The 13,058-nt window shown below is 70.9% G+C and carries 17 protein-coding genes and 1 tRNA gene; 7 read left to right on the top strand and 11 right to left on the bottom strand.

The genetic code is table 11. The annotated features are described in order from the left end of the window. Nucleotides 1–24: 24 nt before the first annotated feature. Together G524_RS0103975 and G524_RS0103970 are read right to left on the bottom strand one after the other, a co-directional pair. Nucleotides 25–693, bottom strand: a complete 669-nt coding sequence (locus G524_RS0103975; RefSeq protein ID WP_027442552.1) for a glutathione S-transferase family protein — start codon at nucleotides 691–693, stop codon at nucleotides 25–27. A gap of 67 nt (nucleotides 694–760) precedes the next feature. Next, nucleotides 761–1,108, bottom strand: coding sequence for a hypothetical protein (locus tag G524_RS0103970; protein WP_027442551.1), 348 nt, complete (start codon nucleotides 1,106–1,108; stop codon nucleotides 761–763). 110 nt (nucleotides 1,109–1,218) lie between these two features. Between G524_RS0103970 and G524_RS0103965 the strand changes: the two genes are divergently transcribed. Then, on the top strand, nucleotides 1,219–1,611 hold the full coding sequence (locus tag G524_RS0103965; RefSeq protein WP_027442550.1) for a VOC family protein: 393 nt from the start codon (nucleotides 1,219–1,221) through the stop codon (nucleotides 1,609–1,611). A 2-nt stretch (nucleotides 1,612–1,613) separates the two neighbouring features. Here the strand turns inward: G524_RS0103965 and metW are convergent, their stop codons facing one another. Next, nucleotides 1,614–2,201 (bottom strand): methionine biosynthesis protein MetW, encoded by a 588-nt coding sequence (gene metW / locus G524_RS0103960; protein ID WP_027442549.1) that lies wholly within the window; start codon nucleotides 2,199–2,201, stop codon nucleotides 1,614–1,616. Continuing rightward, nucleotides 2,198–3,295, bottom strand: a complete 1,098-nt coding sequence (gene metX / locus G524_RS0103955) for a homoserine O-acetyltransferase MetX (RefSeq protein WP_027442548.1) — start codon at nucleotides 3,293–3,295, stop codon at nucleotides 2,198–2,200. The genes metW and metX overlap by 4 nt, the downstream gene beginning before the upstream one ends. 127 nt (nucleotides 3,296–3,422) lie before the next feature. Here metX and G524_RS0103950 point away from each other — a divergent pair, with 127 nt between their 5' ends. Both G524_RS0103950 and G524_RS0103945 read left to right on the top strand, forming a co-directional pair. After that, on the top strand, nucleotides 3,423–4,538 hold the full coding sequence (locus tag G524_RS0103950; RefSeq protein WP_027442547.1) for a pyridoxal phosphate-dependent aminotransferase: 1,116 nt from the start codon (nucleotides 3,423–3,425) through the stop codon (nucleotides 4,536–4,538). Further along, nucleotides 4,535–5,437, top strand: a complete 903-nt coding sequence (locus tag G524_RS0103945; RefSeq protein ID WP_027442546.1) for a prephenate/arogenate dehydrogenase family protein — start codon at nucleotides 4,535–4,537, stop codon at nucleotides 5,435–5,437. Before G524_RS0103950 ends, G524_RS0103945 begins: the two co-directional genes overlap by 4 nt. A gap of 13 nt (nucleotides 5,438–5,450) precedes the next feature. Here the strand turns inward: G524_RS0103945 and G524_RS0103940 are convergent, their stop codons facing one another. The 4 genes from G524_RS0103940 to ftsE are packed head-to-tail and all read right to left on the bottom strand — an operon-like array spanning nucleotide 5,451 to nucleotide 8,391. Continuing rightward, nucleotides 5,451–6,155 (bottom strand): lysophospholipid acyltransferase family protein, encoded by a 705-nt coding sequence (locus tag G524_RS0103940; protein ID WP_027442545.1) that lies wholly within the window; start codon nucleotides 6,153–6,155, stop codon nucleotides 5,451–5,453. Continuing rightward, nucleotides 6,152–6,685, bottom strand: a complete 534-nt coding sequence (locus tag G524_RS0103935; RefSeq protein ID WP_027442544.1) for a YdcF family protein — start codon at nucleotides 6,683–6,685, stop codon at nucleotides 6,152–6,154. The genes G524_RS0103940 and G524_RS0103935 overlap by 4 nt, the downstream gene beginning before the upstream one ends. 9 nt (nucleotides 6,686–6,694) lie before the next feature. After that, on the bottom strand, nucleotides 6,695–7,657 hold the full coding sequence (locus G524_RS0103930) for a cell division protein FtsX (protein ID WP_084625039.1): 963 nt from the start codon (nucleotides 7,655–7,657) through the stop codon (nucleotides 6,695–6,697). Next, nucleotides 7,654–8,391, bottom strand: a complete 738-nt coding sequence (ftsE, locus tag G524_RS0103925) for a cell division ATP-binding protein FtsE (protein ID WP_027442542.1) — start codon at nucleotides 8,389–8,391, stop codon at nucleotides 7,654–7,656. The genes G524_RS0103930 and ftsE overlap by 4 nt, the downstream gene beginning before the upstream one ends. 168 nt (nucleotides 8,392–8,559) lie before the next feature. Here ftsE and G524_RS17300 point away from each other — a divergent pair, with 168 nt between their 5' ends. The 4 genes from G524_RS17300 to G524_RS0103905 all read left to right on the top strand — a co-directional run bounded on the left by G524_RS17300 (nucleotide 8,560) and on the right by G524_RS0103905 (nucleotide 11,305). Then, nucleotides 8,560–9,666 carry an MJ0042-type zinc finger domain-containing protein gene (locus G524_RS17300; protein WP_027442541.1) on the top strand — a complete coding sequence of 369 codons (1,107 nt, stop codon included), beginning with the start codon at nucleotides 8,560–8,562 and terminating at the stop codon, nucleotides 9,664–9,666. Nucleotides 9,667–9,776: 110 nt separating this feature from the next. After that, a tRNA-Leu gene (locus G524_RS0103915) sits at nucleotides 9,777–9,863 on the top strand. Nucleotides 9,864–10,385: 522 nt separating this feature from the next. Then, entirely contained in the window at nucleotides 10,386–10,565 is a 180-nt protein-coding gene (locus tag G524_RS0103910; RefSeq protein ID WP_027442540.1) for a hypothetical protein, read from the top strand. A 23-nt stretch (nucleotides 10,566–10,588) separates the two neighbouring features. Then, complete coding sequence (locus G524_RS0103905; protein ID WP_027442539.1) at nucleotides 10,589–11,305, top strand: tetratricopeptide repeat protein; 717 nt, start codon at nucleotides 10,589–10,591, stop codon at nucleotides 11,303–11,305. Nucleotides 11,306–11,322: 17 nt separating this feature from the next. Here G524_RS0103905 and G524_RS17295 read toward each other — a convergent pair whose 3' ends face one another. Genes G524_RS17295 through G524_RS0103890 form a run of 3 tightly spaced genes read right to left on the bottom strand, consistent with a single transcriptional unit; the run spans nucleotide 11,323 to nucleotide 12,901 of the window. Next, the gene (locus G524_RS17295; protein ID WP_169447827.1) at nucleotides 11,323–11,793 is read right to left on the bottom strand and encodes a serine hydrolase; all 471 of its coding nucleotides are present in this window, start codon (nucleotides 11,791–11,793) and stop codon (nucleotides 11,323–11,325) included. Then, nucleotides 11,717–12,241 (bottom strand): serine hydrolase, encoded by a 525-nt coding sequence (locus tag G524_RS17290; protein ID WP_027442537.1) that lies wholly within the window; start codon nucleotides 12,239–12,241, stop codon nucleotides 11,717–11,719. The genes G524_RS17295 and G524_RS17290 overlap by 77 nt, the downstream gene beginning before the upstream one ends. Before the next feature lie 42 nt (nucleotides 12,242–12,283). Further along, nucleotides 12,284–12,901 carry an outer membrane beta-barrel protein gene (locus G524_RS0103890; protein ID WP_027442536.1) on the bottom strand — a complete coding sequence of 206 codons (618 nt, stop codon included), beginning with the start codon at nucleotides 12,899–12,901 and terminating at the stop codon, nucleotides 12,284–12,286. Nucleotides 12,902–13,058 lie beyond the last annotated feature (157 nt).

Here is a 13,058-nt window from a genome sequence, read left to right as displayed (position 1 = left end):
TGCGCAAGCGCGGCGCGGCCGGTCCTAGCCATCGAGCAGGGCATAGTGGGCGGGCGGCTTGATCGCCTCCATCCGCTCGGCCAGCAGCGGGCGGAAGCTCGGGCGGCTCTTGAACACCGCATACCAGCCGCGCGCCTGCTCGTGCCCGCTCCAGTCGATCCCGCCGAGATAGTCGGCGACCGAAATCTGCGCCGCGGCGGCAAGATCAGCCAGGCTCATGGTCGAACCGGCCACCCAGGGGCGGTTGTCGATCAGCCAGTCGAGATAGTCGAGATGGCCGTGCGCCAGCTTCATCGCGCTGCGCAGCGCGCCGCTGTCGGGCGGCTGGCGCAGGATGCGCTTCTTCATCCGCTCAGCGAGCAGCGGGGCGGTGACATCGGCGTAGAAATTCTCGTCGAACAGCGCCACCAGCCGGCGGATCTCGGCACGCTGGGCGGCGCTGCCGTTGATCATCGGCGCGCGCGGCACGGTTTCCTCGAAATATTCCGCGATCGCCCGGCTGTCAGCGAGGACGATCTGCTTTTGCGGATTGACGATCACCGGGGTGCGCCCGGCGGGATTGAGGTTGAAGAACATCTCCGAGGCCGCCCAGGGATATTCGCGGACAAGCTCGAAGGGGACGTTCTTCTCGCTCAGCAGCAGCCGGATCTTGCGGCTGAAGGGGCACAGCGGGAATTGGTGAAGTTGCCACATCTTGACTTGCCCCATGCCGCAAATGGCGCGGCAAATCCATGGTCGCGCGCCTGCCGGCGGGGGATGATCACAGCCCGGCAGCCCCCAGCATGGTGAGGCAGGAGGGCATGATGCGATCCACCTCGCCCGCGGCGCTCAGCGCGCGCGCCTCGGCCCGGGTGTGCGCGGCGATCGCCTCGCGATCCAGCCCGGCCTCATCCATCACCTGCGCCAGGGCGCGCACGAAGAATTCGCGCCCGCGCCCCTCTAGCGCCGGCCAGCGCAGCGCCTCCTCGGCCCCGCGCGCCTGGCCCTCGGCCACCAGCGCAAAGGCCGCGGCGCAGCGCAGCAGCGCGCGCTGATCGGGCGCAAGCGCCGGCGGCGCGGCGGACGTGCCCTGAAGCGCGAGCAGGACGGCAAGAAGGCTGGTCGGCATCGCCCCTCCTATGCCCTGCCTTGCCGGCCAGGCGCCAGCGAAATCGCCATTGCCGCTGGGGCCGATCCGTCCTAATCCGCAACCCGTCTTGCGAGAGGAGACGAGAGCACATGTTCAGCCACATCATGATCGGCACCAATGATTTCGCGCGGGCCAAGGACTTCTATGACAAGGTCCTCGCCACGCTTGGCGCCGGGCCCGGCATGGTCAACGAGGCCGCCACCGGGCACAAGCGCGCCTTCTGGTTCCACAATGGCGGGATCTTCGCCATCAGCGAGCCGATCAATGGCGAACCGGCCACCATTGCCAATGGCTCGACCATCGGCTTTGCCTGCGACAGTCTCGAGCAGGTCAAGGCCTTTCACGATGCTGCTGTCGCCGCGGGCGGCACCTCGATCGAGGACCCGCCGGGGCCGCGCACGGGCGCGATGGGCACGCTCAACCTCGGCTATGTCCGCGACCTCGATGGCCACAAGCTGTGCATGCTGCACCGCGCGGGCTGAACCTACCGGCTTAATTCAAACACCGCGAATTCGGCGCGCCAGTTTGCCCCTGGCGCGCCGATCTGCCTGTCCCCGGCGAAGAACCACGCGCGTTCGATCCGCGCGCCCTTCATCCGCGCCAGATCGCGGAAATCCTCCACCGTCACGTGGTGGATGTTCTCGGTTTCATACCAGGTCAGCGGCAGCGCCCGCGTCACCGGCATCCGCCCGCCGATGAGCAGCGCCATGCGGGTGCGCCAATGGGCAAAGTTGGGGAAGGACACAAAGGCCCGCCGGCCGACGCGCAGCAGTTCCTCGAGCATCCGGTCGGGCCGGGTGGCGGTCTGCAGCGTCTGGCTGAGGATGGCATAGTCGAAGGCCTTGTCGGGATAGTCGGCAAGGTCAACATTGGCATCGCCCTGCACCACCGAAAGGCCGCGCGCGACGCAGCGTTCCACCAGCGCCCCGTCAAGCTCCATCCCGCGCGCATCGCAGCCGCGCGCGGCTTCCAGCTCGGCCATCAGCGCCCCATCGCCGCAGCCGATGTCGAGCACCCGGCTGCCGGGGGCGACATGGGCGGCGATCACCGCAAGGTCAGATCGCAGGCTCACGCGAGGAACCCCTGCACCACCCGGTCGAGCTGATCGTGCTCGAGCAGGAAGGAATCGTGCCCGTGCGGGGCAGAGAGTTCGACAAAGCTGACCTTGGCCCCCGCGGCATTTAGGGCATGGACGATGTGGCGGCTCTCGGCAGTGGGATAGAGCCAGTCGGTATCGAAGCTGACGATGCAGAAGCGCGCCGGCGTTCCGGCAAAGGCATTGGCAAGCCTGCCGCCATGCTCCTCGGCCAGATCGAAATAGTCCATCGCCCGGGTGATGTAGAGATAGGAATTGGCGTCAAAGCGGCGGGTAAAGCCGCTGCCCTGATAGCGCAGGTAGCTTTCCACCTGGAACTCGGCATCAAAGCCGAAGCCCTTTTCCGCCCGATCCTGCAAGCGGCGGCCGAACTTTTCGGTCAGCCCGGCCTCGGACAGATAGGTGATGTGCGCGGCCATGCGCGCCACGGCAAGGCCATTGTCGGGCCGCGCGGAAGCGCCGTAGTAATCGCCGCCGTTCCAGGCCGGATCGGCCATGATCGCCTGGCGGCCGACCTCGTGAAAGGCGATGTTCTGGGCCGAATGGCGCGCGGTCGAGGCGATCACCAGCACCCGCGCGGCGCGTGTTGGCCAGTTGGCGGCAAGGCTCAGGGCCTGCATCCCGCCCATCGAGCCGCCGACCACGGCGTGGAGGCGGGCAATGCCAAGGCCATCGAGCAGGCCGACAAGGCCGCGCACCATGTCGCGGATGGTGATGACGGGAAAGCGCATGGCATAGGGCTTGCCATCAGGCGCGAGGCTCATCGGCCCGGTCGAGCCCATGCAGCTGCCGATCACATTGGCGCAGATGACGAAGTGGCGCGTGGTGTCGATCGGCTTTCCCGGCCCGACCATGCGTTCCCACCAGCCCGGCTTGCCGGTGATCGGGTGGGGGCTGGCGACATATTGGTCGCCCGTGAGCGCGTGGCACACCAGCACCGCATTGTCCTTGCCCGGCGCGAGGGTGCCATAGGTCTCATAGGCGATCTGGCAGGCCTCGAGCACCTGCCCGCTGTCGAGCGGCAGCGGGTGGGGGAGGGCATAGGCCTTGGAGAGGGGCACGCTGTTCATCGGGCTTGCGCGACTTGGGGGAGGGCCCGGCGCATGTCAATCGCCGCTCGCCCATCGCCCCCGCGCGCCCGCCCCCCACGTTTTCGCGCTGTATTCGCCCTGGCAAACTGGCTATCGCGCTCGTCCCATGTCGCAGCCAATCTCGCAGCCTACTCCCAAGCCCTGGATCGCGGCGATCCATCCCTATGTGCCGGGCCAGTCGCGCACCGCGAGCGGGCGGCCGCTCGTCAAGCTTTCGGCCAACGAGAACCCGCTCGGCACCGCGCCCGCGGCGCTCGCGGCCCTTTGCGAGGGCCACGCGCCTGCCGACTATCCCGATCCCGATGCCCGCGCCCTGCGCGAGGGCCTTGCCGCGCTGCACGGGCTTGATCCGGCGCGGATCGTGTGCGGCACCGGCTCGGGCGAGCTGCTGCACTGCGCGGTGCAGGGCTTTGCCGGGCCGGGCGATGAGGTGCTGTTCGCGCGCTATTCCTTCTCGCTCTATCCGCTCCTTGCCATGAAGGTGGGGGCCACCCCGGTGCTGGCCGCGCCTGCCGAGGGCGCCTTTGGTGCCAGCGTTGACAATCTGCTCGCCGCGGTCACCGCGCGCACCCGGGTGGTGCTGCTCGACAATCCCAACAATCCGGTGGGCAGCTACCTGCCCCCGGCAGAGCTGGCGCGCCTCCACGCCGGCCTGCCGCCGCACGTGCTCCTGGTGATTGACGAGGCCTATGCCGAATATCTCGATCCGGCCTTGCAGCAGGCCGGCTTTGCCCTTGCCGCGGCGCATGACAACGTGCTCGTCAGCCGCACCTTTTCCAAGGCCTATGGGCTGGCGTCCGAAAGGGTGGGGTGGATGACCGGCGCGCCCGCGCTCATCGATATCCTCAACCGCCTGCGCGGTGCCTTCAATGTCTCGGCCAGCGGGCAGCGGGCGGCACTGGCAGCGCTGGGCGATCAGGACTTCGTCGCCGCCGCGCGCACTCACAACGCCCGCGAGCGCGCGCGCCTTTCAGAAGCGATCGCGGCGCTTGGCAACCACGGTATCAGCGCCTCGCCGAGCGAGGCCAATTTCCTGCTCGTCCATTTCAAGGGGGAGGTGAGCGCCACGGCTGCGCGCGATGCGCTGGCCGAGGCCGGCTATGCGGTGCGCCACCTGCCGGGGCAGGGCCTGCCCGATGCGCTGCGCATCACCATCGGCACAAGCGAGGCCATGCGCGCGGTGATCGCCACCCTCAAGCGCCTGTGCGGAGAGCCGGCATGAGGATCGAGCGCCTCGCGATCATTGGCCTTGGCCTGCTCGGCGGCTCGATCGGGCTGGCGGTCAAGGCGCGCGTGCCCGAGATTGCCACCAGGGGCTGGGACCAGAACCCGGACGTGCGCGCCCGCGCCGCCGCACGCGGCTTGGTGGATGAGGTGTGCGAGACCGCCGAGGCGGCAGTCGCCGGGGCCGATCTCGTGATCTTGTGCGTGCCGGTGGGCGCCATGGGTGAGGCCGCCCGCGCCATCCGCGCAGGGCTTGGGCCTCAGGCGATCATCAGCGATGTCGGCTCTTCCAAGCAGGCCGTGGCCGCGGCGCTGGCCGAGGCCCTGCCCGGCTTTCGCATCGTCCCTGCCCACCCCGTGGCCGGCACCGAACAGAGCGGGCCGGATGCCGGTTTTGCCACGCTCTTTGCCGGGCGCTGGTGCATCCTCACCCCTTCCGAGGATGCCGATGAAGCAGCGATCGAGGCGGTGGCGGGGTTCTGGACCGCGCTCGGCTCGCGGGTCGAGCGGATGGACGCGGCGCACCACGATCTGGTGCTCGCGGTCACCAGCCATATCCCGCACCTCATCGCCTATACCATCGTCGGCACTGCCAGCGACCTCGAGGAAGTGACGCAGAGCGAGGTGATCAAGTATTCGGCCGGGGGTTTCCGCGATTTCACCCGCATCGCCGCGTCTGACCCGGTGATGTGGCGTGATGTCTTCCTCACCAACCGCACCGCGGTGCTGGAAATGCTCGGCCGCTTCGTCGAGGACCTGACCGCGCTGCAACGCGCGATCCGCTCGGGCGATGGCGAGACCCTGTTCAACCTCTTCACCCGCACCCGGGCGATCCGCCGCGCGGTGATCGAGCAGGGCCAGGACGACAGCCGCCCCGATTTCGGGCGCGAGCATTGAAGCGCCGGGCGGCTCAGGGGCGCAGGGGCGGGTTGAGCGCGTTGATCGCCGCTTCCACCCGGGCCTCGATCTGCTCGCGCGGCAGGCCCGCCGGGATGGTCTCGCCCACCTTGTAGGTGATCTGCCCGGGGCGCTTGATCAGGCGGTGATAGGTCGGCCCGCTATCGACCGCGATCGGCACCACCGGCAGGCCGAGCAGCTTGTAAAGCCCGGCAAAGCCCGCCTGCAGGGCCACGCGCCGGCCATGGGGCACGCGCGTGCCCTCGGGGAAGATCACCAGCGCCCGGCCCTCGGCCAGGCGCGCCTTGGCCTCGCCAAGCATCGCCCGCAGCGCCACCGCGCCCCGGTCGCGCGCCACCGGGATGAGTCCGTAACGGTGCGCCAGCCAGCCCCAGCCGGGAATGCGGAACAATTCCTGCTTGGCAAACACCGCCGGGCGATCAAACAGCCGGGCAGTATCAATCGCCTCGAAGAAGCTTTCGTGCCGGATCGCGATGAGCGCCGCTGTGCGCGGCAGCGCGCCTTCGATCACCACCTCGATCCCGGCAAGGCGGCGCACGCACCACAGGTGAAAGGCGCCCCACACCCGCACCAGCGCGTGCAGCCAGCCGCGCCGCAGGCTCACCGCCACCAGCGCGGCGAGCACCAGCAGCGCGGTGCCGCCATAGAACACGAGATAGAAGGCGAGCGAGCGCGCGGCCGCGGCAAGCGTCTTCACAGCGACACCAATCCTGCCGCGCGGCTGGCGAGAAACTTGTGATATTCGAGCAGCAGCGTGCCGAAATCGGGCTGCGAGGGCACCGCATCGCGCAGGATCTGCACATTTTCCGGCAAGGCCCTTTCCAGCTCGCCCGCGGCACGGCGCATGTGCCAGTCGCTCGTCACCAGCCTCAGCGAGCGCACCTTGTTTGCGGCCACCCACCGCGCGGTCTCGGCGGCGTTGGAGCGGGTGTCGACCGCCCCGTAACCCAGCGTCACGCAGCAGGCCATCAGCCCCGGGGCGACCTTGAACTCGGCGGCAAATTCGCCCGGACGCACCTCGGGATCGACCCCGCTGACCAGCAGCCGGCGCGCCGCGCCCTGCTCGAGCACGTGAAGGCCATGGGCGATGCGCCCGGCCGCGCCGGTGAGCACGATCACCGCGTCGGTCTTGTGCGGCGTGGCGAGCGGGCGCGGCAGGGCCACGACGAAGGCGAGAAAGCCGATCGCCCAGGCAAGGAACAGCACGGACAAGAAGCGCCGCAGCATCGCCGGCCCCTAGAGCATGTCCTTGAGCGCGAGCGCAATGGTGATCCGCGCCGTCACCAGCGCCAGCGCCACCCCGGCCAGCGGGATCGCCGCGATCACCAGCCAGTCGGCGGGCATCAGGCCCCCGCCCGCCCCCATGCCGCTGTCGAGCGCGGCGAACTGGCGGCCAAGCAGCCACACCGCCGCCGCCCCGATCACCCCGCCAAGGCCTGCGCCGAGCAGCGCCTCGCTGCGCACCGCGCGCAGGAACACGGCGATGATCTGGCGATCGCTGGCGCCGAGCAGGTGCATGATCTCGACCGTCTCGCGCGCGCCGCCAAAGGCGCTGCGCGCCGCCAGCCACACCGCGGCAATGGCAGCAAGCGCCACCAGCGCGATGAGGCCGAGCGCAAGCCATTGCAGCGCCGCCAGCGCATCATAGACCGGCGCCAGCCATGCGGCCTGGGCGTCAACCCGGGCGCCGGGGATGCTCCGGGCCAGCGCCGCCTCGATCCGCGCGATCGCGGCCGCGCTGGCCGGCCCGGCCAGTTCGACATCGATCAGCGCCGGGATCGGCACCTCGCCGCTGGTCGCGCCCGCCCCGAGCCAAGGCTCGAGCAGGGCGACGAGTTCGGCCTCGCTCACCGGCCGCACCGCGCGCACGCCCTCGATCCGGGTGAGCAAGCGCACCGCCTCGGCGCTGCGCGCCGCGCGCAGCTCGGGATTGGGCTCGATCACCTGCACGCTGAGCGCGCTGGCAAGCTCGGCGCGCGCCCCGGCGGCAAGGTTCTTGAGCGCAAGGCCCCCGGCCGCGGCGATCACCACCAGCGCGATGAGGATCGCGATCACCCAGGGCATCGGCCCGGAAAGGCGCCGCGCCGGCAGCAGCGGCGGGGCGCCCGAACGGCGCGGCGATGCGGCGGCGGCGGCCTGCGGCTCGCCCCCCTCGGGCAGCGCCGCGGCCTCCTCGGACGCGCGCGGCGGCAGGCTCATGCCCCGCTCCTGCCGGGCGCGGCCGGGCGCGGCGGATAGCGCAGCGCTCCGGTGGGATCGGAAAGCTGGCCCTTGTGGAGCCGCATGATCAGCGAATCGGGCACCTTCTGCAGCAGGTGGACATCGTGGGTGGCCACCACCACCGTGGTACCGACCCTCTGGTTGAGCGCCTCGAACAGGCGCAGCAGCTTTACGGCCATGTCGGGATCGACATTGCCGGTCGGCTCGTCGGCGATCAGCATCTGCGGCCTGCCGATCACCGCGCGGGCGATGGCCACGCGCTGCTGCTCGCCGCCCGAGAGCGTCGGCGGCAGCGCCCGAGCGCGGTGGGCAAGCCCCACCCACTCGAGCATGTCGCCCACCGCGCGCGCGACCTTCGGCTCCGGCGTGCCCGAAAGGCGCAGCGGCAGGGCGACATTGTCGAAGGCGGTAAGGTGGGGCACCAGGCGGAAGTTCTGGAACACCACCCCGAGCCGGCGCCTCAGCTCGGGCAGGCGCGCGCGCGGCAGGGTGACAAGATCGTGCCCGAACATGCGGATCGCCCCACGCGAGGGGGCCTGGGCGAGATAGAGCATCTTCAACAGGCTGGTCTTGCCCGCCCCGCTCGCCCCGGTGAGGAAATAGAAGCTGCCGGGATAGAGGGTGAAGCTGAGGTTGCTCAGCACCTCGGGATCGGTGCCATAGCGCAGGCCGACATTGTCAAAGGTCACATGGCCGATCATGCGCTCGCTCATGGCGCGGCCCTATCAGCGCCGCCGGGCCGGGAAAAGCCGCCATTCGCCGCGCGCCGCGCGCTTGGGGCGCTCACGACCGCCTTCCATGTGGAAAACCGCGCCAATTCGCCCTCACAGGGCGCGCCCGGGCTTGTTTGGGGGGGCGCGCCGACTATTGCAGAAGGCAAGATGATCATCGTCTGCCCAGCTTGCCGCACCCGCTACGCGGTGCCCGATGCTGCCATCGGCATCGAAGGGCGTACGGTGCGCTGCGCCAAGTGCAAGCACAGCTGGTTTCAGGAGCCGCCCGAGCGCGACCTGCCGCCCCGCCCGGCGCCCGCAGCGCTAGGCGCACAGCCCGCCGCCGCGGCGCAGCCCGCGCCCCCGCCCCCGGCGTCGGCTGCGGCCCCGCCGCCTCCCGAACCCGCCCAGCCGCCTGAACCCGCGCCGCCTGAACCCGCGCCGCCTGAACCCGCGTCGCCACCGCCCGCCGCCGCGCCCGCGGCGCCAGAGGCGGTTGATGGGGCGCCTGCCGAGCCCGAGATCAGCCATTGGCGCAGCAGCGACGCCCCGCCGGCACCGCCCGCGGCCCCGACCCCGGTCGAGGACGATGCCGTGCTCGCCCGCCGGGCGCTGCGCCGCGGGCTGAGCGGCGCAGGCCTGGCGCCCGCTGCCGCACCGCCCCGCCTTGCCGAGGCAGGCGCGCAGGATGGCACGGAGGCGGACGAAGGCGCCGGCGCAGCCGACCTCCCGCCGCTTGCGCCGAGCGATGGCGCCCCGCCTTACGCCGATGACGATGCGCCTGCAGGCGAGGGTTATGACGAGGAGGGCGCCTCGCAATTCGATTACCGCGCCCCCTTCACCCGGCGGCGCAATTCCTTGCGGATGTGGACGCTCGCGGCGATCCTCTTTGCCCTCATCGCCGGGGCGACCACAGTCGCGGTCAATTATTATGGCCTGCCCGAATGGGTGCCCGTCACCCGCCCCACCTTCGGGATCGGCGAGGCTGATCTCAAGCTCGAGTTTCCCGCGGCCGAACAGGGCGAGGAAACCCTGCCCAGCGGCGAGGTGATCTTCCGCCTGCGCGGCACCATCACCAACACCGGGCGCGAAAGCCGCAGCGTGCCCGATGTGCTGGTGGTGTTTTCCGACGCGCGCAAGCGCAAGATCGGCGACTGGGTGGTCAAGCCGCCCAAGCGCCGCCTTGCCCCCGGCGAGACGGTGACGGTGACCGAGGCGATCACCGACATCCCACCCGGCGCGGTCGATGCCGCGATCGGCTGGGCGCCCGCCTGAACCCTGCACGCAGCCAGAGCGTCAAAGCGCTTGCACCCGGCCCGGCCCCTTGCTAGGGGCGCGCTCCTACCGCGGGGCAGCCGACTGGCCTGCCCCGGCAAACCCCGAGTGCGGTCGTGGCGGAACTGGTAGACGCGCAACGTTGAGGTCGTTGTGGGCGAAAGCCCGTGGAAGTTCGAGTCTTCTCGACCGCACCATCCCCTTCCTTAGCCCCCGGCCCGGCCGGGCCAGCCCGGCAGCGCCACGACCAGCGCCACGCGCGAAGCGAGGGCCACGGCCCGGCGCCGTGACCATCGCTGTTGCAGGCACCAGGATGCAAGGCCCCGTCTGGGGCCGGCTCAGCGCTGCGCGGGCGCCGCGGCAAGAGTGGGCGCGGAGGTCTCGGACGCGCCCCCCGCACGCCCAGCACCGTGGCTGCCAGCATCACCGCGCACCGGGTGCGCGCATGGCCATGCGCGGCGCTGAAGCGCACCAGCGGGCGCGCCCCGAGTTCCACCGCGCCAACCGCCACGCCCTCATGGGCAAAGACATAGGCGCCCGGCGCGGCGCCCTCTGGTGCAGGGGCGATGGCAAGCGCGATCCGGTCGAACCTCGGCCGCCCGGTGCGGCTTCCTCCCTCGCCCATGCGCTGCTTGAGTTCGAGGTAAGCCGGCAGCCAGCCCCCGGCCTCGTGGAAGCGGCAGGCGATCGCCGCGGGCGCGGTCGCCTCGGCTCCGCTGGTGGCGCTCGACCCGCTCGATGAAAGCGCGGCGGCGTCGCTGGCGCGCATGCTGGTGGAATGTAGGCGCCGCGACAAGGCGCATGAGACGGTGGCCCAGGCCGAACGCAATCTCAGGCTCGCCGGGCTTGCCCCCGGCCCGTCGCTGCTACAGGGGCGCTGGCCGCGTCGGCCGAGGTAATGCCCGCCGCGCCCAGTCCCGCAATGGCCGGCCCAGCCGCCGCCAACCAGGCGCTGGCGCTCGACGCCTTCGAGCAGGGGCGGCGGCGCGATCCCGGCCACGGCCCGCTCAACGCCTTTGCCGCCCGGGCCAAGGCCGGGCTGGGCCAGGGCCTGGGCGAAACCGGGCGGCGCGAGGCGCTGGCGCAGGCCCATATGGCGATGGCGGCAGGCGATTCGCAGTCGCTGGCGATCGGCGCCTGGTCAGCGGCGCACCTCGCGCAGGATTTCGAGCCGGCGCTGCGCGCTATCGGGCTTGCCACGCGGATCAACCCGCTCTCGCGCGTGGCCTGGAGCGCCAGCGCCTGGGTGCGCTGCATGGCGGGCGAGACCGAGACCCCGATCCAGCACTGGAACCACGCCGACCGCTGCGATCCGTTCGGCTCGAACATCACCTCGACCCAGTGCGGGCGAGCCATCTGCCACTGGCTGGCGGGCCGCTTTGCCGAGGCCGCCAGGGCCGCCAAGCGCGGGCTTGATCGCCAGCCGAGCAACCCCGCGGGGCTGATCGCGGCGATCGCGGCGGCGATCGATCTGGGCAATGAGGCAGGCTGGGCGGCTGCCACCGAGGCCCTGCTGCGCTACTCTCCGCCCGGCCCCGAGCACCCGGCGATCGGCACCATCCCGATCAGCGATCCCGAGGCCAGGGCAAGGTTGCTTGGCCACCTCGCCAGCGCGGTGGAGCGGCACGGCGCGGCCTGATGCCGCTGCCCGCAGGCTCAGGCGAGCCGGGCGAGCAGCAGGGCAATGTCATCGGCGATGGCGCCGGTGAAGTGGGCATCGTAATTGCCCAGCACCGAGAAGGCCCACCCGGTCTCGCGGATCGTCCCGCTCATCCCGCCGATCCCGCTGTGCGGCCCGCCCCCACCATGGCCCACCAGCGTGCGCCCCGGCGCCAACGGCCTGACGATGAAGCCCATGCCATAGTCTCTAAGGCCGCCCGGCGGCGGGGTAAGGAGCGCCTCCACCAGCGCCGGGGCCACGATGTCCCCGCGCCGCAGCGCGCCGAGACAGGCGGTCATGTCGCCGACCGTGGCATAACCCCCGCCACAGGAATTGCCGCGATAACCAAGAAAATCGCGGTTGTCCTGGCGTGCGTCGATGCCGAAGTGGTCATCCTCGCGGTAGCGAAAGCCCACCGCCACCCGATCGGGCAGGGCGCGCGAGAAGAAGTGCCCGCTCGCACCCATCCCCGCGGGAGCGATAGATCCAGCTTTCGAGAAGATCATACGAGCTCGCGCCGGTCACCGCCTCGATCACCGCGCCCAGCACCACGAAGCCCTCGTTGGAATAGGCCGCGCTGCTCCCCGGGGCAAAGGCCGGCGGGGCAGCGGCAAAGGCGCCCAGCAGATCGGCCATGCGCGCATAGGGGCGATGCTTGTCATAGCCCGGCCGGTCGAACAGGCTGCCAAGCCCGGCGGCATGGCACAAAAGGTGGCGGATGGTGCAGGCCTCGGCAAAGGCGCGATTGGGATAGGCGATCCGGCACACCCCGGAAAACGCGCCGCGCATCACGGCAAAGCCGATGCGCTCCCCCACCAGCGCGGCGAGCGCGGCCGGGGCAGGATGGTAAGTAGCGCCCCCCGCGCCGAGGAGGCCGCGGCGGGTGAGCGCGATCGGCGCGGGGGAGAGGGTCATGGCAGGTGCTCCTCGAGCTTGCGCGGTGCAATCGCCCGCCCTTCAGAATTGCAGCGCAAGGCCCGCGGTCAGGCCGTGGCGGTGATAGGCATCGCCCTCGGCAAAGGCATAGGCGCCGCGCAGCGTGAGCCGCCGCGACAGCGCCAGTTCGACCCCGGCGCCGATCGTCCACACATCCTCGTCAAAGCCAATCTCGCACTGCCTCGGGGTGCAAGCGTTGCAGGGCCTGGGGCGCCGGGTGGTGCGGGCATCGACGGCAAAGCGCTGCCACCCGCACGCGGCATAGATCAGCAGCTCCTCGGAGAGGCGCCGGCCAAGCCGCGGCTCGGCGCCGCGCTGGCGGTCGATGCTGACCCTGGTGGCCTCGGTGAAGGCGGCGGTCTCGCGCGTCTCGCTGGCTTCGGCGGTGCTGGCGGCGAGGCTGACCTCGGGGGCGAGCACCCAGTCCTTGCCGAGCGGGATGTTCCACCCGGCATAGGCCTTGAAGGCCGCGCCCGAAAGCGCGCCCGAGAAGCTCTCGTAGCTGGCGGCGGCGCCGGCATAGGGGCCGTGGAAGCTCTCGGCCCGGGCCGCACCCAGCGCAATCGCAGCGATGGTGGCGGCGCTCACCGCAAGACCGGCGCGCAGCAGGCGCGCGCTCTCATCATGCAAGGGGATCATTCTTCTTTCTCCTGATCAATCGGGGAGCGGCGCCCCAGCCGGGCCCGCACAAGGGCAGGCGGCGCCGCTGGTCGCCCCCGCCCTGGCGGCACGGCGTTGGACCATGCGTTTGCACGAGCGTTGAAACGCCGTTGACCAGGCGCACAGGCCCGCACAC

This window comes from Erythrobacter cryptus DSM 12079, assembly GCF_000422985.1.
GTDB lineage: Bacteria > Pseudomonadota > Alphaproteobacteria > Sphingomonadales > Sphingomonadaceae > Erythrobacter > Erythrobacter cryptus.
Note: the sequence above shows the minus strand (reverse complement) of the source record. Positions and strands in the feature narration are given on the sequence as shown.